Origin of the sequence: Mesobacillus maritimus (assembly GCF_023715205.1) — a bacterium.
Classification (GTDB): Bacteria; Bacillota; Bacilli; order Bacillales; family Cytobacillaceae; genus Mesobacillus_B; species Mesobacillus_B maritimus_C.
Map to the genome: position 1 here is coordinate 15,009 of NZ_JAMBNR010000013.1, position 19,778 is coordinate 34,786.

The following is a 19,778-nucleotide window of genomic DNA, read 5'->3' on the forward strand; positions in this document are numbered from 1 at the left end:
AAAAGGGGGATTACGATGATCGAGAGACCTTGGTTGGAACAGTATCCGGCTGAAATACCTAAGACCTTAGAGATGGAGGAAATCCCTGTCCAAGAATACCTTAAACAAACAGCGAAAGATTACCCAGAAAAAATCGCCATTCACTTTATGGGAAAAGAAATGACCTATCGGCAATTATCTGAACAAGCAAGAAAATTCGCCGGTTATTTGCAATCGATTGGGATTGAAAAAGGAGATCGGGTAGCGATAATGCTTCCGAATATGCCAGCAGCTGTAATTGGTTATTTTGGTGTATTGATGGCAGGTGCGATTGTCGTTCAGACGAACCCACTTTATACAGAGCGTGAGTTAGAATATCAAATGAAAGACTCAGGGGCCAAAGCCATCCTGTCGTTAGATATTCTCTATCCACGGATCTCGAAAGTCAAAGCCCAAACAGATTTGCAACACATTATTGTAACCGCTATCAAGGATTTCCTGCCATTTCCGAAGAACCTCATCTATCCATATATACAGAAAAAACAGACTGGAATATTGGTGAATGTTGCACACGAAGCCTCGAATCATTTGCTCCCGACGATTTTAAAACAACCCCAAAAAGAATTGGTAGAATATAATTATGATGTAAACGAAGACTTGGCGTTGTTGCAATATACTGGAGGTACTACTGGATTTCCTAAAGGGGTCATGCTTACTCATAAAAACCTTGTATCAAACACAAAGATGTGTGCGGCATGGTTATATAAATCGAAACCTGGTAAAGAAACGGTTTTAGGAGTTTTACCATTCTTCCATGTTTATGGAATGACAACGGTAATGATTTTATCAGTCCTTCAAGCGCAAAAAATGGTTTTGATTCCGAAATTTGATGTCGATACGATGCTGAAAACAATTGAGAAGCAGAGACCAACGCTATTCCCGGGTGCCCCCACAATGTATATTGGATTACTAAATCACCCTGATTTACAAAAATACGATTTATCTTCGATTGAGGCTTGCATTAGTGGATCCGCCCCACTACCGGTAGAAGTTCAGCAAAAATTCGAGGAAGTGACTGGTGGCAAGCTTGTCGAAGGATACGGTTTGACTGAATCATCACCCGTCACTCATTCTAATTTCCTTTGGGGACAAAAAAGAGTATCAGGAAGTATCGGGGTTCCTTATCCTGATACAGACGCGGTCATTCTATCTCTTGAAAACGGAGAATCCCTGCCGCCGGGTGAAATTGGCGAATTAGCTGTAAAGGGTCCACAAGTTATGAAGGGCTATTGGAACCGGCCGGAGGAGACGGCAGAAGTACTTAAAGACGGTTGGTTGTTAACGGGAGACCTAGGTTATATGGATGAGGAAGGTTACTTTTACATTGTCGATCGCAAAAAGGATATGATTATTGCTGGGGGTTTCAATATCTATCCACGGGAAGTCGAAGAGATTCTATACGAACATCATTTGGTCCAAGAAGTAGTTGTTGCTGGTATACCTGATCCATACCGTGGTGAAACAGTTAAAGCTTATGTTGTGCCGAAAGAAGGAAGTAGTTTGACTGAAGCAGAATTGAATGAATTTGCACGAAAGCATCTTGCAGCTTACAAAGTTCCAAGGTATTATGAATTTCGTAATGAACTTCCAAAAACAGCTGTTGGTAAGATTTTGCGTAGAACACTAGTGGATGAAGAAAAAGCGAAACAAAAGAATGACGACACAAAACAGGCTTGATAAAACAATAAGGTTGATTTTAAAATAATTTTTATTCTGATCATGCTTGTTTAATCGACTTGACAGAAAGAATGATAGATACTATTATGAAAATATGAATGACGGTTCATTCATTCGTATAAGGTGATGAAAATAGGCAGTTGAAGGTCTCCTGGTAGGAGAGGGGTGAGATAATGAAGAAAAACAAACCGAAATACCGTCAAATTATTGACGCAGCCGTGATTGTTATTGCAGAAAACGGTTATCATCAAGCACAGGTTTCAAAAATTGCAAAACAGGCTGGAGTAGCCGATGGAACGATCTACCTATATTTTAGGAATAAAGAAGATATATTAATCTCTCTCTTCCAGGAAAAAATGGGGAATTTTATTGAAATTATTGAAGGTAAAATAGCAGGAAAAACAACAGCAGTAGAGAAGTTATTAATGTTGGTAGAATCACATTTAGAGTGGGTCGCCGAGGACCAACACCTTGCTATTGTCACGCAGCTTGAGCTAAGGCAATCAAATAAGGAGCTTAGACAAAAAATTAATGGGGTTCTAAAAGGTTATCTTAAGCTAATAGATAAGATCGTGATTGAGGGCATTGAAACAAAAGAGTTCCGAAGCGATTTAAATGTCCGACTTGCAAGACAAATGATCTTCGGTACCATTGATGAAACGGTGACGACATGGGTAATGAGAGATACAAAATTCAATCTTTTAGAGCTCGCTGAACCAATGCATCGTATGCTTGTAAATGGATGTGGCTATCAAACAACAAATAACTAATCATCGTTTCCTGCGCTTGATCCTTAGTGATTGGCGTAGGAAGCGAATAAAAAGGAGGGGAAAAGGTGGAATATCTAAAATGGTCTATTGAGGATAAGGTCGCAACGATCACGATAAACCGACCTCCTGCGAATGCTCTTTCGTCAGGGTTAATCAATGAACTCTCCACGGTGCTAGATGAAGTGGAAACAAATGATGAAGTAAGAGTCCTTCTTATTCATGGAGAAGGAAAGTTTTTCTCGGCTGGTGCTGATATTAAAGAATTTACCACAATTGAAGGAAATGGATTTGCCAATCTATCAGAAAATGGTCAGGACGTTTTTGAGCGAATGGAAACGTTCCCTAAACCAATTATCGCCGCAATCCATGGTGCTTCATTAGGTGGTGGACTTGAACTGGCAATGGCATGCCACATTCGTCTCGTAACGGAGAATGCCAAACTAGGTTTACCTGAGCTTCAGCTAGGATTAATCCCTGGTTTTGCTGGCACTCAACGACTTCCACGTTATATTGGGACAGCAAGAGCGGCTGAAATGATGATAACCAGTGAACCAATTACCGGTCTTGAAGCAGTGCAATTTGGTTTAGCAAATCACGCGTACCCCGATGAAGCTCTTCTTGAAAACGCCTACATACTGGCCAAGAAAATGGCGGCTAAAAGCCCTATTTCGGTTAAAGCGACTCTTAATCTATTAAACTATGCTAAAACCGGACAGTTTCATGAAGGTGTGAAAAAAGAGGCTCAGCTATTCGGAGAAGTGTTTAGCTCCGAAGATGCGAAGGAAGGGATTACAGCTTTTCTCGAAAAGCGTAAACCCGAATTTAAAGGGAAATAAAGTAAAAATTTTTTTACTTTGATTTTTTTCAATCTTATGAACAAAATGAATGTTAGAACTCTAGGAGGGGAAACAATGAACATCTACGTTTTGATGAAGAGAACTTTTGATACTGAAGAAAAGATCGCGATTTCCGGCGGCAAAATCAATGAAGAGGGTGCCGAGTTTATTATCAACCCTTATGATGAATATGCAATTGAAGAAGCGATTCAAGTTCGTGATGCAAATGGTGGCGAGGTAACTGTTATTTCTGTTGGAAACGAAGAAGCTGAAAAACAACTTCGCACTGCACTTGCAATGGGAGCGGACAAAGCTGTCCTAATCAATACTGAAGATGATCTTGAAGAAGGCGACCAGTATACAACAGCTAAAATCATTGGTGAATATTTAAAAGATAAAGAAGTTGACTTGATTCTTGCTGGAAACGTAGCAATCGATGGCGGTTCAGGTCAAGTTGGTCCTCGTGTAGCAGATGCTCTTGATATTCCTTACGTAACGACGATTACAAACCTTGAAATTAATGGTACAAACGTAACAGTAACGAGAGATGTTGAGGGGGATTCAGAAGTCATTGAGACGAGCCTTCCACTATTAGTTACAGCTCAGCAAGGTTTAAACGAGCCGCGTTATCCATCCTTACCAGGAATTATGAAGGCGAAGAAGAAGCCTCTTGAAGAGCTTGAGTTGGATGATTTAGATCTTGATGAAGATGATGTAGAAGCGAAAACAAAAACAATTGAAATTTACCTTCCGCCTCAAAAAGAAGCTGGAAGAGTACTAGAAGGTGAACTAGCTAATCAAGTGAAAGAACTTGTACAGTTACTTCATTCTGAAGCGAAAGTTGTCTAATTCCGGATAATCGAGAATATACGCAGGAGGTAAATCAAATGGGTAGAAAAGTATTAGTATTAGGCGAAGTACGTGATGGTTCACTTAGAAATGTATCTTTCGAAGCAGTGGCTGCTGCAAAAACAGTAGCTGAAGGCGGAGAAGTTGTAGGAGTAATACTAGGAGAAAGTGTAAGTGCACTTGGAGCAGAGTTAATTCAATCTGGAGCAGATCGCGTTGTTGTTGTTGAAAGTGATAAGCTTGCACAATATACAACAGATGGCTACTCTCAAGCATTGATGGCTGTTATCAATGAAGAAGATCCTGAAGGTCTTGTTTTAGGGCACACAGCTTTAGGAAAAGACTTGGCTCCAAAAATTGCGAGCAAGTTAAACTCAGGATTAATTTCTGATTCGACTGCGGTTGAAGAAGCAGGTGGAAACTTAGTGTTCACACGCCCAATCTATTCTGGTAAGGCGTTTGAAAAGAAAATTGTTACAGACGGATTGGTTTTTGCAACAGTACGTCCTAATAATATCGCTCCACTTGAAAAAGATGAAAGCCGTTCAGGTGATGTTTCTACATTATCTGTAGATATTAAGGACCTTCGTACTGTCATTAAGGAAGTAGTTCGTAAAGCAACTGAAGGGGTTGACCTTTCTGAAGCGAAAGTCGTAGTTGCTGGTGGACGTGGAGTCAAGAGCGAAGAAGGTTTTGAACCGCTTAAAGAACTAGCTAATGTACTTGGCGGTGCTGTCGGAGCTTCCCGTGGTGCATGTGACGCTGAATATTGTGATTACTCGCTTCAAATTGGGCAAACTGGTAAGGTTGTTACGCCAGACCTTTATATCGCTTGCGGAATTTCTGGAGCGATTCAGCACCTTGCAGGTATGTCAAACTCAAAAGTAATCGTTGCTATCAACAAAGATCCTGAAGCAAACATCTTTAAGGTAGCCGATTACGGAATCGTTGGCGATTTGTTTGAAGTCGTTCCAATGCTTACAGAAGAATTCAAGAAGTTAAAGGTTCATTCTTAAAATATAGCTTCTAATCGAAGGTGAGGATTGCTCCTCACCTTTTGCTTTTCAGGGATACTTCGTTTAAACCAAGGGTAAAATAACAATGAAACAAAAAAATAGCGTCACTTTTGAAACGGTGATATACTGACCTTAAGTATTGTAATAGGAGGAATTTTATATGGCTATTTCACATGCAACAGACCAGACTTTCACTTCTGAAACAGGTTCAGGTACAGTCTTAGTTGACTTTTGGGCAACTTGGTGCGGACCTTGTAAAATGATTGCACCTGTACTAGAAGAATTAGATGCTGATATGGGCGATCAAGTGAAAATCGTTAAGGTTGACGTTGATGAAAACCAAGAAACTGCAGCAAAATTTGGCATCATGAGCATCCCAACTCTTCTAGTCTTAAAAGAAGGCGAAGTTGTTGATAAAGTGGTTGGATTCCAACCAAAAGAAGCACTTGCTGAACTTCTTAACAAACACGTATAATAAAAAATGCAATAATGAACCGGCGGGAAAATCCCGCCGGTTTTTCAGTAAGTTTTTTAGAGATACAGAGTGAATAATTTTATATTCATTTTTTTATATATCTGGAAATGACTCCTTAAAACAAGAATCACTACACAAAACAATTGCTCGACGAGCATCATGCTTTTTAGTAGGAGGTGTGACCTGCATGAATCAAAACATTAAAAATAAATTAGCGCTTTTGCCTGATCAACCTGGTTGTTATTTAATGAAAGATCGGCAAGGGACGGTTATTTATGTCGGCAAAGCAAAGATTCTCAAAAACAGAGTGCGGTCCTATTTTACTGGTTCGCATGATGGAAAAACACTACGCCTCGTAAATGAAATAGAGGATTTTGAATACATTGTTACTTCCTCGAATATTGAAGCGTTAGTCCTTGAAATCAACCTCATCAAAAAATACGATCCTAAATACAATATCATGTTAAAGGATGATAAAAGTTATCCGTTTATTAAATTAACGGCAGAACGTCATCCACGCTTGATCATTACCCGTAAGGTAAAAAAAGATAAAGGCAAATATTTTGGACCTTATCCAAATGTTCAAGCGGCAAATGAAACAAAGAAACTTCTTGATCGAATCTATCCTCTCCGCAAGTGTGCTACGCTTCCTGATCGAGTTTGTCTTTACTATCATTTGGGTCAATGTTTGGCTCCATGTGTGAATGAAGTGGCAGAACAGGAATATAAAAAAATGACTGATGAAATTACCCGTTTTTTAAATGGGGGCTATAAAGAAATCAAACATGAGCTAGCTGAGCGAATGACGGCGGCTGCTGAAGAATTAGATTTTGAACGTGCAAAAGATTACCGCGATAAAATTGCTCATATCGAAGCAACGATGGAAAAACAAAAAATGACAATGACAGATTTTACAGATCGGGATGTGTTTGGCTACGCGGTGGATAAAGGCTGGATGTGTGTACAAGTCTTTTTCATTCGGCAAGGGAAATTAATCGAACGTGAGGTATCAATGTTCCCAATCTACAATGAACCCGAGGAAGAAATTCTAACGTTTCTCGGCCAGTTTTATTCGAAAGAAGAGCATTTTAAACCGAAGGAAATGCTTATACCGGATACAGTGGACAAGGATATCGTTGAGGAATTGTTATCAGTTAAGGTTCTCAAGCCACAACGAGGACAGAAAAAGGACCTCGTTAAACTAGCGATTAAAAATGCACAAATTGCTTTGAAAGAAAAGTTTTCACTAATTGAACGGGATGAGGAACGTTCAATTAAAGCCGTTGAAAGTCTAGGAAATCATATGGGCATTTATACGCCACACAGAATTGAGGCCTATGATAACTCCAATATTCAGGGAACCAATCCTGTTTCAGCAATGGTCGTATTTGTCGATGGCAAACCGGCTAAACGAGAATACCGAAAATACAAAATCAAGACAGTCGAAGGACCCGATGATTATGAATCCATGCGCGAAGTTGTTAGAAGAAGATATACGAGAGTGTTAAAGGAAGGACTTCCACTTGCAGATTTAATTATTATTGATGGTGGGAAAGGTCATATCGAGGCAGCGAGGGATGTACTTGAAAATGAACTTGGGTTAGATATTCCGCTTGCAGGACTTGCAAAAGATGAGAAACACCGAACTTCTCAACTTTTATACGGAAACCCACTTGAAGTTATTCCCCTTCCGAGAAACAGTCAAGAATTTTATTTATTGCAACGGATACAAGATGAAGTCCACCGGTTTGCAATTACTTTCCATCGCCAGGTTCGAGGGAAAAATGCATTTCAGTCCTTGCTTGATGAGATTCCAGGGATTGGAGAAAAACGAAAAAAAACCTTATTAAAACAATTTGGTTCCGTGAAAAAGATGCGAGAGGCCAGCCTTGACGAACTGAAAGAAGCTGGATTACCAGCAAAAGTTGCGGAAGAGTTACAAAAAAAGTTAACGGATTAATATTGTCAATTTAAAAATCCTTTGCTATAATGAACGCAATTCAATAAATCACTTTAGAACGATAAAGTGAAGATAGAGGTGCGGACCTCAAGAGTAGATACCTGGAGAATGATGAGATTCATTGAAGGGTGTTGAAAGGGTTGTTCGCCGAAGTGAGGAAAGAACTCATAAACTTTCCTTGCTGGTCCTGCATTGAAGAAATGTAGGATTGTCAAGATGATTGTGTCTTGGAGGGCTATCTCACTGTGTAAACGTATAGATTGTTACGTATCCACAGCAATGAGATATTCTCATTGCTTTTTTCTATTTTTAGGAGAAAAAAGCGAATGTTACATAAAAGACGCATGAACAGCCATCAATCAACAGGAAGAAGGAATGAAAATGGGACTGATTGTGCAAAAGTTTGGCGGTACATCCGTTGCAGATGTTGAAAAAATTCAAAATGTTGCTAATCGCGTTGCGGAAGAAAAGGAAAATGGAAATGATGTCGTTGTCGTTGTCTCGGCGATGGGGAAAACGACAGATCACTTAGTAGATATGGCGCAGCAAATCTCCACTTCCCCTAGTAAAAGGGAGATGGATATGCTGTTAACAACGGGGGAACAAGTGACGATTTCATTGTTGGCACTTGCCTTACAACAAAAAGGGTATGATGCGATTTCTTATACAGGCTGGCAAGCAGGAATGGTAACAGAACCTGTACATGGAAATGCTCGCATTCTCGATATTAAGACTGAAAGAATTAAGAAAGATTTAGCTGAAGGCAGAATTGTTGTAGTGGCTGGTTTCCAAGGGCTAACGGAGGAAGGCGAGATTACAACGTTAGGCCGAGGTGGTTCGGATACAACGGCTGTCGCGCTTGCTGCGGCTTTAGATGCTGATAAGTGTGACATTTATACGGACGTAACGGGAGTCTATACAACCGATCCTCGATATGTAAAAGGAGCCCGCAAGCTATTAGGAATCTCTTACGATGAGATGTTAGAACTGGCCAATTTAGGGGCGGGTGTTCTTCATCCACGGGCGGTTGAATTTGCGAAAAATTATGGAGTGACACTTGAAGTGCGCTCGAGTATGGAAGTTGAACGAGGAACGCTTATTGAGGAGGAAATTTCAATGGAACAGAATTTAATTGTACGCGGGATTGCATTTGAGGATCAAATTACAAGAGTATCCATTATTGGACTTGATAACTCGATTGCAAGTTTACCAACGATCTTTACTACACTAGCAAACCATCATATTAATGTCGATATCATCATTCAAAGTGGAACAGGAACGGACAAAGCCAATATTTCCTTTTCAATTAAAAGCAGTGATCTAGCAGAAACACTGGAGGTACTTGAGGAAAATAAAGGTTTGTTGAATTACGAGCATATTGAATCAGAAACAGGTCTCTCGAAGGTTTCAATTGTTGGCGCAGGGATGATCTCAAATCCAGGTGTTGCGGCAAAGATGTTTGAAGTTTTAGCGGGTGAAGGGATCCAAGTGAAAATGGTGAGTACATCAGAAATAAAGGTTTCGACTGTCGTGTCTGATGAACAAATGGTTAGCGCGGTCGAGGCACTTCATGATGCATTTGAACTAGCGAAAGTGGCCGTGAGCGCGTAAGAAAGAATTTGAATGTAAAAGGCTGTTTTTGTAACGATTGTTGTTAAAAGCTTAAACCCGATTTTAACGTAATCGTAGCCATTTCGAATGTTTAATTAGTTTGCCAGCTCTTTTCTCATTAATGAAACCTTTCTGTATCTTCGTTTCAAAGGCAACAAAGTTTGAGAAAAGAACCATTTAAAAAGATAAAAAGCTTTCAATGGATTTCATTGAAAGCTTTTTATCTAAGTATGATCATTTTTGTCCCATTTGAGGGTAAACTGAACCCTGCCGGATCGTTTATTTGGGTGTTCAAATGCTTCAGCAACAACCTTTTTTTGAATTTCGAGTTGTTGAGCTAAGAAGCCAGCTTCAAGTTGGAACGTTGCTTGGTTGTCTTTTTGTAAGCGGTTGGCAACCAAGTCTCCGGATAAAGTTAAGTGGATTTCACGACGTTTCTCTTCCTTAATGGTAAGAATGCCCCAATCTGCTTCATGAAAGAAGGCGATGATTTCGTCTAGATTGTAAAGTGGAAATTTGCGGGCAAGTTTTTTCCCGGCCCAATAAAGGATCTCTGGTTCATCTTTTCCTAAAAGCTCTTTCAGCAAGATATCACGGATTAATTCGTACCCGAATAGGGAAACGTTAGGTTGTGGGCTATCAGGATATTTTTCAGAAGCCTGTAATTCGCTCAAATTCATTCCCCTCTTTCTATGATTCTATTATAAACAAATTATGAGGAAAATTAATGATAAATTCGTCGCTGTTTTAAATTTTTTTCTAGGTATCAAGCTTGAATAGTATTACCGAATAGGTTATTAGGATATGCGGGATTCAGAAAGTTTTAGACAATTAAAACGCTTCCAAAACAGTGAATATTATCTTGATATATCAGTATATGGAAAAACTCGCCCAAATTGTGTAGAATATTGAGAAAAGAAAACGATTAGAAATTTTCTTTATATAAGTATTTTTTCTGTATCCGTTTTCTTGACGGTCTATCCTTTGAGGAGTAAAATGGACTTGTCACAATATTGTAAGAAATGTTTATTATTTTTCTACGATGTAAAGGTTGAATTTTCAATAACATTTTACAGCCTAGACATCACTTTTATTTTTCAAAGGGGGGTATACATAATGGCAAAAAATCAAGAGTTTTACTGGCGAAGACTACATTCCTTGCTTGGAGTAATTCCGATTGGATTATTCGTAATCATGCACCTTGTGATCAACAACTTCGCCACCAGAGGAGAGGAAGCTTATAACGGTGCAACGCACTTTATGGAGAGTCTTCCATTCCTAATCTTTCTGGAAGTATTCGTTATTTACTTACCTATTTTATTCCATGCAGTTTACGGTATTTATATCGCATTTACTGCGAAAAACAATACTAGTAGATTTGGATATTTCCGGAACTGGATGTTTAAGCTTCAACGTTGGACTGGAGTTATCACTTTAATTTTTATTGCTTGGCATGTTTGGGAAACACGTATCGCAAAAGCATTTGGTGCTGAAGTTAATTTTGATATGATGGAAAATATTTTATCTTCACCATTTATGTTTGCGTTTTATGTAATTGGAATAATTGCAGCTATTTTCCATTTTGCTAATGGATTATGGTCATTCATGGTTAGCTGGGGAATTACCGTTACACCTCGTTCCCAGGTGATTGCAACCTATTTTACAATCGCTGTGTTTGTGATTCTTTCATATATTGGAGTTAGTACACTCTTTGCATTCGTTTAATTCGTATCTATTATTCTACAGAACTAGCAGTCGACTTAGTATTGAGGAGTGAGTCACGATGAGTAAAGGAAATATTATAGTAGTAGGCGGAGGCCTTGCGGGCTTAATGGCTACTATTAAAATAGCTGAACAAGGGAAAACAGCCGATCTATTTTCACTTGTACCAGTAAAAAGATCCCACTCTGTTTGTGCACAGGGCGGTATAAATGGAGCAGTAAACACAAAAGGTGAGGGTGACTCTCCTTGGATTCACTTTGATGATACCGTTTACGGTGGAGACTTCTTAGCGAACCAGCCTCCAGTAAAAGCAATGTGTGAAGCTGCACCTGGAATCATTCACTTAATGGACCGTATGGGTGTTATGTTTAACCGTACTCCAGAAGGTCTTCTAGATTTCCGTCGCTTCGGTGGAACACAGCATCACCGTACTGCATTCGCGGGTGCAACAACTGGTCAGCAGTTGCTGTACGCATTGGATGAGCAAGTTCGTCGTCACGAAGTGGCTGGACTTGTCACAAAGTATGAAGGTTGGGAATTCCTTGGAGTTGTCTTAGATGATGACGGTGTCGCTCGCGGTATTGTCGCTCAGGACTTAAAGACAATGGAAATCAAATCATTCTCAGCAGATGCGGTTATCATGGCAACTGGTGGTCCTGGGATCATCTTTGGTAAATCTACGAACTCTGTAATCAATACAGGTTCTGCTGCATCTATTGTTTACCAACAAGGTGCTTATTATGCAAACGGTGAAATGATCCAGATTCACCCTACTGCGATTCCTGGAGATGACAAACTTCGTCTTATGAGTGAATCTGCACGTGGTGAAGGTGGACGTGTATGGACATATAAGGATGGGAAGCCTTGGTACTTCCTTGAAGAAAAATATCCTGCATATGGAAACCTTGTTCCCCGGGATATTGCAACCCGTGAAATTTTCGATGTCTGTGTGAACCAGAAGCTTGGTGTGAATGGTGAAAACATGGTATTCCTTGACCTTTCTCACAAAGATCCGAAGGAATTGGATATCAAGCTTGGTGGCATCATTGAAATTTATGAAAAATTCGTTGGAGATGACCCGCGTAAAGTACCAATGAAGATCTTCCCTGCGGTTCATTACTCAATGGGTGGATTATGGGTTGATTATGATCAAATGACTAACATCCCTGGTTTATTTGCTGCCGGAGAATGTGATTATTCTCAGCATGGTGCGAACCGTTTAGGAGCGAACTCCTTATTATCCGCTATGTATGGTGGAATGGTAGCCGGACCAAAAGCGGTTGAATACATCAACGGATTAGAGAAGAGTTCTGATGCAGTTTCTTCTTCTGTATTTGATCGTTATGTGAAACAAGAACAAGAAAAATGGGACAACATCATGTCCTTGGATGGTACAGAGAATGCCTACGTTCTTCATAAAGAGCTAGGTGAATGGATGACAGATAATGTAACGGTTGTTCGTTACAATGATCGTTTACTTAAGACAGATGAGAAGATTGTTGAGTTAATGGAGCGTTATAAAAATATCAATATCAATGATACGGCGAAATGGAGTAACCAAGGTGCGACGTTTACTCGTCAACTTCAAAACATGCTTCAACTTGCACGTGTTATTACAATTGGTGCTTATAACCGGAATGAAAGCCGTGGAGCTCACTATAAGCCTGAATTCCCAGAGCGTAACGATGAGGAATTCCTAAAGACAACAATGGCGAAGTTTGTAGATGGACAATCTGCACCTGCTTTCCATTATGAAGAGATCGATGTTTCACTAATCAAACCGCGTAAGCGTGATTATACGAAGAAGCACTAGAAAGGGGAGAAAAAGAAGGCATGGCTGAAAATAAAGTCCGTTTTATCATCACTCGTCAGGACACACCGGATTCAACCCCTTATGAGGAAGAATTTGTTTTAGACTATCGACCTGGTATGAACGTAATTTCAGCTCTAATGGAAATTCGCCGAAATCCAGTCAATGCAAAAGGGGAAAAAACAACACCTATTTCCTGGGATATGAACTGTCTTGAGGAAGTATGTGGAGCTTGTTCAATGGTCATAAATGGAAAACCACGGCAGTCTTGTTCCGCTCTTGTTGATCAATTAGAGCAACCAATTAGACTTGCACCGATGGCAACATTCCCGATTATTCGTGACCTTCAAGTAGATAGAAGTAGAATGTTCGACTCTTTAAAGCGTGTAAAAGCATGGATTCCAATCGATGGCACATACGACCTTGGACCAGGACCACGTATGCCAGAAAGAAAACGTCAATGGGCTTATGAACTTTCTAAATGTATGACATGTGGAGTGTGCCTAGAAGCTTGTCCAAATGTAAACAGCAAATCTGATTTCATTGGTCCAGCACCACTTTCCCAAGTGCGTCTTTTCAATGCTCATCCAACTGGTGAAATGAATAGAGCAGAACGCCTTGAAGCGATTATGGGAGACGGAGGACTTGCGAACTGTGGGAACTCACAAAACTGTGTTCAATCTTGTCCAAAAGGTATTCCATTGACAACTTCAATTGCGGCTCTAAACCGTGACACTAGCATTCAAGCATTTAAAAACTTCTTCGGAAGTGACCAAGTTTAATAAAAACATGTCCTCTTTCCATTGTGGAGAGAGGCTTTTTTTTTGCATAAAAAGTCTACTTTTAATCAGTGCGGTTCTTTCTAATGAGGTTCATACGTTGAAGGAGAAGGTCATAGGAGGGGCGAACTTGTATAGAGTCTGTAGAAAGGGAGTGGGGGAAGATGAATAAAACATTTCGGGCACCAACGATGGCTCAAAATGGAGCCATCACCGCGCCGCATTATCTGGCTTCGCAAGCGGGAATGAAGGTTCTGCAAAATGGAGGTAATGCAGTAGAAGCAATGATTGCCGCTGCTTCAACTATTGCTGTTGTCTATCCACATATGAACAGCATAGGAGGCGACAATTTTTGGTTGATTTATAATGCGAGAACAAAGGAAATAACAGTCCTAAACAGTAGTGGCCGCTCAGGGGAGAATGCGACGATTGCATTTTACAAAGAAAAAGGCTTCAATCTGAAAATCCCTGCACGTGGTTATTTATCAGCAAACACTGTGCCTGGAGCAATTGCGGGTTGGAATGAAGCCTTCAACTTTTCAAAACAAGAAATGGCTGGAAATTATGCATGGGGAGAATTATTAGAGCAGGCAATCGCATATGCGAAAGAGGGATTTCCGGTCACATCAAGTCAGGCTTACTGGACGAATGTTAATTTAAATGAGGAGGATTATGAGTTTCGTAACCTCCAAAGGTTTGATGAGTTCTGTAAAGTGTTCTTGAAACAAAATGGTTTGTGTTATAACCCAGGAGACATCATGAAACAACCTGATTTAGCATTAACTTTAGAAGGAATTGCGAAAGGAGGCAGCAAGTTCTTTTATCAAGGTGAATTAGCTGCGCGAATGGTAGCGGATCTTCAGGAAAATGGTGGGGTTCTAACAAAGCAAGATTTTCAAAGTCATATTTCCGATTGGATTGACCCCATTTCGGTAGACTACCGAGGATTCACTGCATATAACTTACCACCTAATACACAAGGGATGGCGTCTTTATCTATTTTAAATATCTTAAATCAGTTTGAAATCGGGGCGATTGAGGAAGGCTCGTCCACGTACTATCATTTGTTAGTGGAAGCCACAAAGCAAGCATTCCGTGATCGCGATAAATGGTTAACAGACCCAAAATTTGCAAACATTCCTGTAGAGGCGCTGTTATCTAAGGAACGAGGGCTGGAACTGGCCGAACAAATTCAGTTTGACTCAGTATACGGATTAGAAAAACAACTTGATCCAAAAGGTGATACTGTTTGGATGGGGGTTGTCGATAAAGAGGGAAATGCGGTTTCCTTTATCCAAAGTATCTATCATGACTTTGGTTCAGGGATTATTCCAAAAGGGACCGGTGTCTTGCTTCAGAATCGAGGAAGTTATTTTTCACTTGATGCAGCGAACATAAACTGCCTTCAGCCGAAAAAGCGTACTTTTCATACCTTAAATCCAGCGATGTTATTTAAAAATCAGCAACCATACCTTGTTTATGGAACGATGGGAGGGGAAGGTCAACCGCAAACTCAAGCAGCGCTTGTTACGCGAATCATTGACTATGGCTATGATGTACAACAAGCAATTGAAGCGCCAAGATGGTTATATGGACGAACATGGGGTGCCAGTTCGAACAGTTTAAAAATTGAGGGACGAATTCCGTCTAAAGTTACTACAAAGTTAGCTGAATTGGGGCATCCAGTCGAAATGGTTGACGATTTTAACGACATCATGGGTCATGCTGGTGCTATTTTTGTAAATCCAACAACCAATGTTAAATGGGCTGGAGCCGACCCTCGCGGTGATGGTGCTGCACTTGGTTATTAAAAAAGGCTATTTTCGTAAAGATAGTTGTTAAAATTCAAATCCGATTTTAACGCAGTAATCGTCATTTTGTAAGCTGAAAATTATGTTAGGAAGCTCTTTTCTCTTGGATGAAGGTATTTTTTAGTGAAACCTAGCTCGTTCAGTCGTATTTTAGTTGAGAGCAACAAAGTTTGAGAAAAGAGCCTTGAAATAAGAAACTTTCGGGTTGGAAACTGTCTTTATAATGGGCTTCCTTGCTATAATAGAAATGATATAGAATCTATCGGAGTTGAGTTCTATTGAAAAAGAAAAACCTGTTACCAGTTTTTATCATTATCATCGGGATTGTTTTTATCGGTATAGGTTTAAAGCAATTTGTAGAAACAAAAGTCCAAACAAATCATTCTTTAAAAGAAGCTAAGGCGATGGTACAAGCAGAAGCTAAAGTTCCAGAGAAGCCTCAAGGGCGGTATTCACCTAATCAAGGAGAAACTACTGGATTGCTTTCTATACCAAAAATCAACGCGGAATTAGGAATTGTTGAAGGAACGGACCCAGATGATTTAAAAAAAGGCGTGGGCCATTATAAAAACTCTTTTTACCCTGATGAAAATGGTCAAATTGTGCTATCTGGTCACAGGGATACTGTCTTTCGAAAGCTAGGGGAGTTAGAACTTACCGATATTTTAGAAGTGCAAATGCCTTATGGAAAATACCAATACGAAATCACGCATACTAAAATAGTAGATGCAAATGATACTAGTATCATTACGCTCCAAAATGATGAAGAAGAGTTAATTTTGACAACCTGCTATCCTTTTGGCTACATAGGTGATGCACCTGATCGGTATATCATATATGCTAAAAGGGTAGACAAGTAACCCAGGTGGGAGACCCCACTTGGGTTTTGTTGTTTCTAGTTTAAAAGATTTGTTTAGAGAATTATAATAGAAGATAGTGAGTGAATACTCATTCATTTGCTGGTAAGCAACATCTAAAGGAGGAACCACCGTGGGAAAGATGGAGTATATTGACGATATAGTCAAGTGGGAGCAAGAATTCCACTTTTTTTATCCAGTAACGGTACGCTTTTCAGAAACCGATTTGTTTGGGCATTTAAATAATACTGTCCCGTTTGTTTATTTTGAACAGGCAAGGGTCGAATTTTTAAAAAGCAAGGGGCTTATGCAAAAATGGCTTCAGCCAGAAAGTGAAACAATCCCTGTTGCAGCCGATTTACAATGCGACTTTGTAAAACAAATTTATTTTGATGAAGAAATAAAAATCTATGTAAAAGCGAATTCCGTTGGTACGTCCTCGGCGGATATTCATTACATGGGAAAGAAAACAGATGGTACGATCTGCTTAACAGGAAGAGGAACAATTGTTCAAATTGCGAAACAAACTGGTCGAGGCTTTCCTTGGAGTAGGGAAATGAAGGCTTTATTACTAGAAAAACGAGAAATCGTCAACAAATAATGCCCATATTTCACTAAAATGAACTCCTTTTCGGAATTGTAGTCACTTTGGCTTAAGCCTTTACATAAGATATGGTGACTAAAATATACCCACCCCGCAGTTCACAGCTGGCGAAGGCAAGGAGGGTTACAATACTTGAAGGAGAATGAATTCACTCACAAGCCATTACTCACCAAACGAGAAAGAGAAGTATTCGAACTGTTAGTACAAGACAAAACAACAAAGGAAATAGCTGGCGAATTGTTTATTAGCGAAAAAACGGTTCGAAATCATATTTCTAACGCTATGCAAAAGCTAGGCGTAAAGGGGCGATCACAAGCAGTTGTAGAGCTCCTTCGAATGGGAGAGCTAGAACTTTGAGTTAGACCGGCCATCCTAATCGGGATGGTCGGTTATCAATTTTTTCAGCAAGAAAGAATGGGAGCCACTCTTTTCCGACTGGTTGCAATTCTTTCTTGAAATTATCCTGAAAATCATAGAAAATAAGGGCACTGATAGAGTTTAGGAGATGTTTAAAAAATGAAACTCGAAGATGCCCAAAAAGAGAAAAATACAGATTTGTTTGCAGACATTGAAAAAGACTTACGATACATCTCAGGAATTATTAAACAAAAAGGTCGCGAAATCTTAAGCAATTACACGATTACTCCTCCACAGTTCATTGCATTGCAATGGCTATTTGAAGATGGAGATATGACCATTGGCGAGTTGTCTAATAAAATGTACTTGGCATTTAGTACTACTACCGACCTTGTCGATCGGATGGAAAAAAATAATCTTGTTGTGCGAGTGAAAGATGAAAATGACCGTCGAGTTGTTCGGATTCATTTACTAGATGAAGGCAAACGGATTATTGATGAAGTTATTAAGAAACGGCAACTCTACTTACAGGACGTCTTAGTTGATTTTACCGAAGAGGAAATCGAGAAACTAAAAGAAAACCTAGCAAAATTACATCAAGATATGCGTAAAGAATGAGGCGAGATTTTTGAACAGACCAATCGGAATAATAGATTCAGGTGTTGGTGGTTTAACGGTGGCAAAGGAAGTCATGCGTCAACTACCACATGAACAAATTATTTACCTAGGAGATACGGCACGTTGTCCATATGGTCCGAGAACACCAGAAGAAGTTTTAAAGTTTACTTGGGAAATTACACAATTTTTAATGGAAAAGCAAATTAAAATGTTGGTGATTGCATGCAACACGGCGACCGCGGTGGCACTCGAAGAAATTCGACGAGAGCTACCAATTCCTGTTATAGGCGTGATTCACCCGGGTGCTCGCACCGCGATTAAAGTAACGAATAATTATCAAATTGGCGTGATTGGGACGGAAGGTACCGTTAAAAGTGATGCCTATAAACAGGCGCTAAAATCCATTAATCGGAAAACAAATGTTGTAAGCTTGGCGTGTCCAAAATTTGTCCCGCTTGTCGAAAGTGGAGAATACGATGGACCCCTGGCGCAACAAGTAGTCGCTGAAACACTAGAACCGTTGAAAGGCGCTGAGCTAGATACGCTCATTCTCGGTTGTACACACTATCCTTTATTAGAGCCTTTAATCAATCAGTATATGGGAGAAAGAGTCAATGTCATCAGTTCCGGAGAAGAAACAGCTCGGGAAGTAAGCACGATACTGCACCATAATGGTATATTGAACGTAAGCGGCGAAGAACCTACCCATCAATTCTATACAACCGGATCAAAAACGATTTTCTCCAATATCGCTTCGCAATGGCTTGAAAGACCAATTACGGATATTCAGATGGCGAAGTTGTAGAACCCCAGTTTTGGGGTTTTTTTGTTTTTTTTGGGGGTGCACTCATTTCTTTGAAAATGGTAATCAACCGAGCGCCTCGATGCTCGTTGGAGCAGGAGAGAGAGGTCGACGGTAACTGAGAGTGTTCCTCGATGCCCGTCGGCGCTGAAAAAAGAGGTCGACGGTAATCGAGAGTGTTCCTCGATGCCCGTCGCCGCTGAAAAAAGTGGTCACCAGTAATCGAGAGTGTTCCTCGATGCCCGTTGGAGCAGGAGAAAGAGGCCGACGGTAACTGAGAGTGTTCCTCGATGCCCGTTGGAGCAGGAGAAAGAGGTCGACGGTAATCGAGAGTGTTCCTCGATGCCCATTGGAGCAGGAGAGAGAGGTCGACGGTAACTGAGAGTGTTCCTCGATGCCCGTCGGCGCCGAAAAAAGAGGTCGACGGTAATCGAGAGTGTTCCTCGATGCCCGTTGGATCAGGAGAAAGAGGTCGACGGTAATCGAGAGTGTTCCTCGATTACCGTTGGATCAGGAGAAAGAGGTCAACGGTAACTGAGAGTGTTCCTCGGTGCCCGTCGCCGCTGAAAAAAGTGTTCACCGGTAATCGAGAGTGTTCCTCGGTGCCCGTCGCCGCTGAAAAAAGTGTTCACCGGTAATCGAGAGTGTTCCTCGATGCCCGTCGCTGCTGAAAAAAGAGGTCACCGGTAATCGAGAGTGTTCCTCGATGCCCGTTGGAGCAGGAGAAAGAGGCCGACGGTAACTGAGAGTGTTCCTCAATGCCCGTCGGCGCCGAAAAAAGAGGTCACCGGTAATTGAGAGTGTTCCTCGATGCCCGTTGGCGCCGAAAAAAGTAGTCACCGGTAATCGAGAGTGTTCCTCGATGCCCGTCGCCGCTGAAAAAAGAGGTCGACGGTAACTGAGAGTGTTCCTCGATGCCCGTTGGCGCCGAAAAAAGAGGTCACCGGTAATCGAGAGTGTTCCTCGATGCCCGTCGCCGCTGAAAAAAGAGGTCGACGGTAACTGAGAGTGTTCCTCGGTGCCCGTCGCCGCTGAAAAAAGAGGTCACCGGTAATCGAGAGTGTTCCTCGATGCCCGTTGGCGCCGAAAAAAGAGGTCGACGGTAACTGAGAGTGTTCCTCGATGCCCGTTGGAGCAGGAGAAAGAGGCCGACGGTAACTGAGAGTGTTCCTCAATGCCCGTCGG

At 40.8% G+C, this 19,778-nt stretch carries 18 protein-coding genes and 1 riboswitch; of the genes, 17 read left to right on the forward strand and 1 reads right to left on the reverse strand.

Features of this window, described 5'->3' with window-relative positions; genetic code table 11:
* The first annotated feature begins 15 nt into the window (after positions 1-15).
* The 8 genes from M3182_RS17855 (at position 16) to M3182_RS17890 (ending at position 9,233) form a co-directional block, all read left to right on the forward strand.
* On the forward strand, positions 16-1,716 hold the full coding sequence (locus tag M3182_RS17855; protein WP_251559328.1) for a long-chain-fatty-acid--CoA ligase: 1,701 nt from the start codon (positions 16-18) through the stop codon (positions 1,714-1,716).
* A gap of 173 nt (positions 1,717-1,889) precedes the next feature.
* Complete coding sequence (gene fadR, locus M3182_RS17860; protein WP_251431119.1) at positions 1,890-2,486, forward strand: fatty acid metabolism transcriptional regulator FadR; 597 nt, start codon at positions 1,890-1,892, stop codon at positions 2,484-2,486.
* A 65-nt stretch (positions 2,487-2,551) separates the two neighbouring features.
* A complete protein-coding gene (locus tag M3182_RS17865) occupies positions 2,552-3,322 on the forward strand; it encodes an enoyl-CoA hydratase (RefSeq protein ID WP_251559330.1) in 771 nt (256 codons plus the stop codon).
* Between the two features lie 75 nt (positions 3,323-3,397).
* Positions 3,398-4,171, forward strand: coding sequence for an electron transfer flavoprotein subunit beta/FixA family protein (locus M3182_RS17870; protein ID WP_251431125.1), 774 nt, complete (start codon positions 3,398-3,400; stop codon positions 4,169-4,171).
* Positions 4,172-4,209: 38 nt separating this feature from the next.
* A complete protein-coding gene (locus tag M3182_RS17875; protein WP_251559332.1) occupies positions 4,210-5,187 on the forward strand; it encodes an electron transfer flavoprotein subunit alpha/FixB family protein in 978 nt (325 codons plus the stop codon).
* A gap of 160 nt (positions 5,188-5,347) precedes the next feature.
* On the forward strand, positions 5,348-5,662 hold the full coding sequence (gene trxA / locus M3182_RS17880; RefSeq protein ID WP_251431131.1) for a thioredoxin: 315 nt from the start codon (positions 5,348-5,350) through the stop codon (positions 5,660-5,662).
* A gap of 187 nt (positions 5,663-5,849) precedes the next feature.
* Positions 5,850-7,622 (forward strand): excinuclease ABC subunit UvrC, encoded by a 1,773-nt coding sequence (gene uvrC / locus M3182_RS17885; protein ID WP_251559333.1) that lies wholly within the window; start codon positions 5,850-5,852, stop codon positions 7,620-7,622.
* Between the two features lie 65 nt (positions 7,623-7,687).
* Positions 7,688-7,868, forward strand: a riboswitch (Lysine riboswitch).
* A 135-nt stretch (positions 7,869-8,003) separates the two neighbouring features.
* Complete coding sequence (locus M3182_RS17890) at positions 8,004-9,233, forward strand: aspartate kinase (protein ID WP_251559335.1); 1,230 nt, start codon at positions 8,004-8,006, stop codon at positions 9,231-9,233.
* A gap of 224 nt (positions 9,234-9,457) precedes the next feature.
* On the opposite strand, the gene M3182_RS17895 is transcribed toward M3182_RS17890, so the two are convergent.
* Positions 9,458-9,913, reverse strand: a complete 456-nt coding sequence (locus tag M3182_RS17895; RefSeq protein ID WP_251431142.1) for a YslB family protein — start codon at positions 9,911-9,913, stop codon at positions 9,458-9,460.
* A 436-nt stretch (positions 9,914-10,349) separates the two neighbouring features.
* On the opposite strand from M3182_RS17895, the gene M3182_RS17900 reads away from it, so the two are divergent.
* From M3182_RS17900 to racE, 9 genes are all read left to right on the forward strand, one after another.
* Entirely contained in the window at positions 10,350-10,958 is a 609-nt protein-coding gene (locus M3182_RS17900; protein ID WP_251431145.1) for a succinate dehydrogenase cytochrome b558 subunit, read from the forward strand.
* Between the two features lie 58 nt (positions 10,959-11,016).
* Positions 11,017-12,768, forward strand: a complete 1,752-nt coding sequence (gene sdhA, locus M3182_RS17905; RefSeq protein WP_251431148.1) for a succinate dehydrogenase flavoprotein subunit — start codon at positions 11,017-11,019, stop codon at positions 12,766-12,768.
* A gap of 20 nt (positions 12,769-12,788) precedes the next feature.
* A complete protein-coding gene (sdhB, locus tag M3182_RS17910) occupies positions 12,789-13,547 on the forward strand; it encodes a succinate dehydrogenase iron-sulfur subunit (protein ID WP_251431151.1) in 759 nt (252 codons plus the stop codon).
* Between the two features lie 161 nt (positions 13,548-13,708).
* Entirely contained in the window at positions 13,709-15,355 is a 1,647-nt protein-coding gene (ggt, locus tag M3182_RS17915; RefSeq protein ID WP_251559337.1) for a gamma-glutamyltransferase, read from the forward strand.
* 278 nt (positions 15,356-15,633) lie between these two features.
* Positions 15,634-16,215, forward strand: a complete 582-nt coding sequence (locus M3182_RS17920) for a class D sortase (RefSeq protein ID WP_251559340.1) — start codon at positions 15,634-15,636, stop codon at positions 16,213-16,215.
* 130 nt (positions 16,216-16,345) lie between these two features.
* Positions 16,346-16,813, forward strand: a complete 468-nt coding sequence (locus M3182_RS17925) for an acyl-CoA thioesterase (RefSeq protein ID WP_251559341.1) — start codon at positions 16,346-16,348, stop codon at positions 16,811-16,813.
* A gap of 135 nt (positions 16,814-16,948) precedes the next feature.
* Entirely contained in the window at positions 16,949-17,173 is a 225-nt protein-coding gene (gerE, locus tag M3182_RS17930; RefSeq protein WP_101593148.1) for a spore germination transcription factor GerE, read from the forward strand.
* Between the two features lie 159 nt (positions 17,174-17,332).
* Positions 17,333-17,791: a MarR family winged helix-turn-helix transcriptional regulator gene (locus M3182_RS17935; RefSeq protein ID WP_251431164.1), complete on the forward strand. Its 459-nt coding sequence runs from the start codon at positions 17,333-17,335 to the stop codon at positions 17,789-17,791.
* A gap of 10 nt (positions 17,792-17,801) precedes the next feature.
* Positions 17,802-18,596: a glutamate racemase gene (gene racE / locus M3182_RS17940; RefSeq protein WP_251559343.1), complete on the forward strand. Its 795-nt coding sequence runs from the start codon at positions 17,802-17,804 to the stop codon at positions 18,594-18,596.
* Positions 18,597-19,778 lie beyond the last annotated feature (1,182 nt).

Bases quoted from the DNA above. Each gene is read 5' to 3' on its own strand.
- fadR (WP_251431119.1), top strand. From the start codon at position 1,890: ATGAAGAAAAACAAACCGAAATACCGTCAAATTATTGACGCAGCCGTG.
- M3182_RS17855 (WP_251559328.1), top strand. From the start codon at position 16: ATGATCGAGAGACCTTGGTTGGAACAGTATCCGGCTGAAATACCTAAG.
- M3182_RS17870 (WP_251431125.1), top strand. From the start codon at position 3,398: ATGAACATCTACGTTTTGATGAAGAGAACTTTTGATACTGAAGAAAAG.
- trxA (WP_251431131.1), top strand. From the start codon at position 5,348: ATGGCTATTTCACATGCAACAGACCAGACTTTCACTTCTGAAACAGGT.
- ggt (WP_251559337.1), top strand. From the start codon at position 13,709: ATGAATAAAACATTTCGGGCACCAACGATGGCTCAAAATGGAGCCATC.
- M3182_RS17875 (WP_251559332.1), top strand. From the start codon at position 4,210: ATGGGTAGAAAAGTATTAGTATTAGGCGAAGTACGTGATGGTTCACTT.
- M3182_RS17935 (WP_251431164.1), top strand. From the start codon at position 17,333: ATGAAACTCGAAGATGCCCAAAAAGAGAAAAATACAGATTTGTTTGCA.
- sdhA (WP_251431148.1), top strand. From the start codon at position 11,017: ATGAGTAAAGGAAATATTATAGTAGTAGGCGGAGGCCTTGCGGGCTTA.
- M3182_RS17895 (WP_251431142.1), bottom strand. From the start codon at position 9,913: ATGAATTTGAGCGAATTACAGGCTTCTGAAAAATATCCTGATAGCCCA.
- M3182_RS17890 (WP_251559335.1), top strand. From the start codon at position 8,004: ATGGGACTGATTGTGCAAAAGTTTGGCGGTACATCCGTTGCAGATGTT.
- uvrC (WP_251559333.1), top strand. From the start codon at position 5,850: ATGAATCAAAACATTAAAAATAAATTAGCGCTTTTGCCTGATCAACCT.
- M3182_RS17900 (WP_251431145.1), top strand. From the start codon at position 10,350: ATGGCAAAAAATCAAGAGTTTTACTGGCGAAGACTACATTCCTTGCTT.
- sdhB (WP_251431151.1), top strand. From the start codon at position 12,789: ATGGCTGAAAATAAAGTCCGTTTTATCATCACTCGTCAGGACACACCG.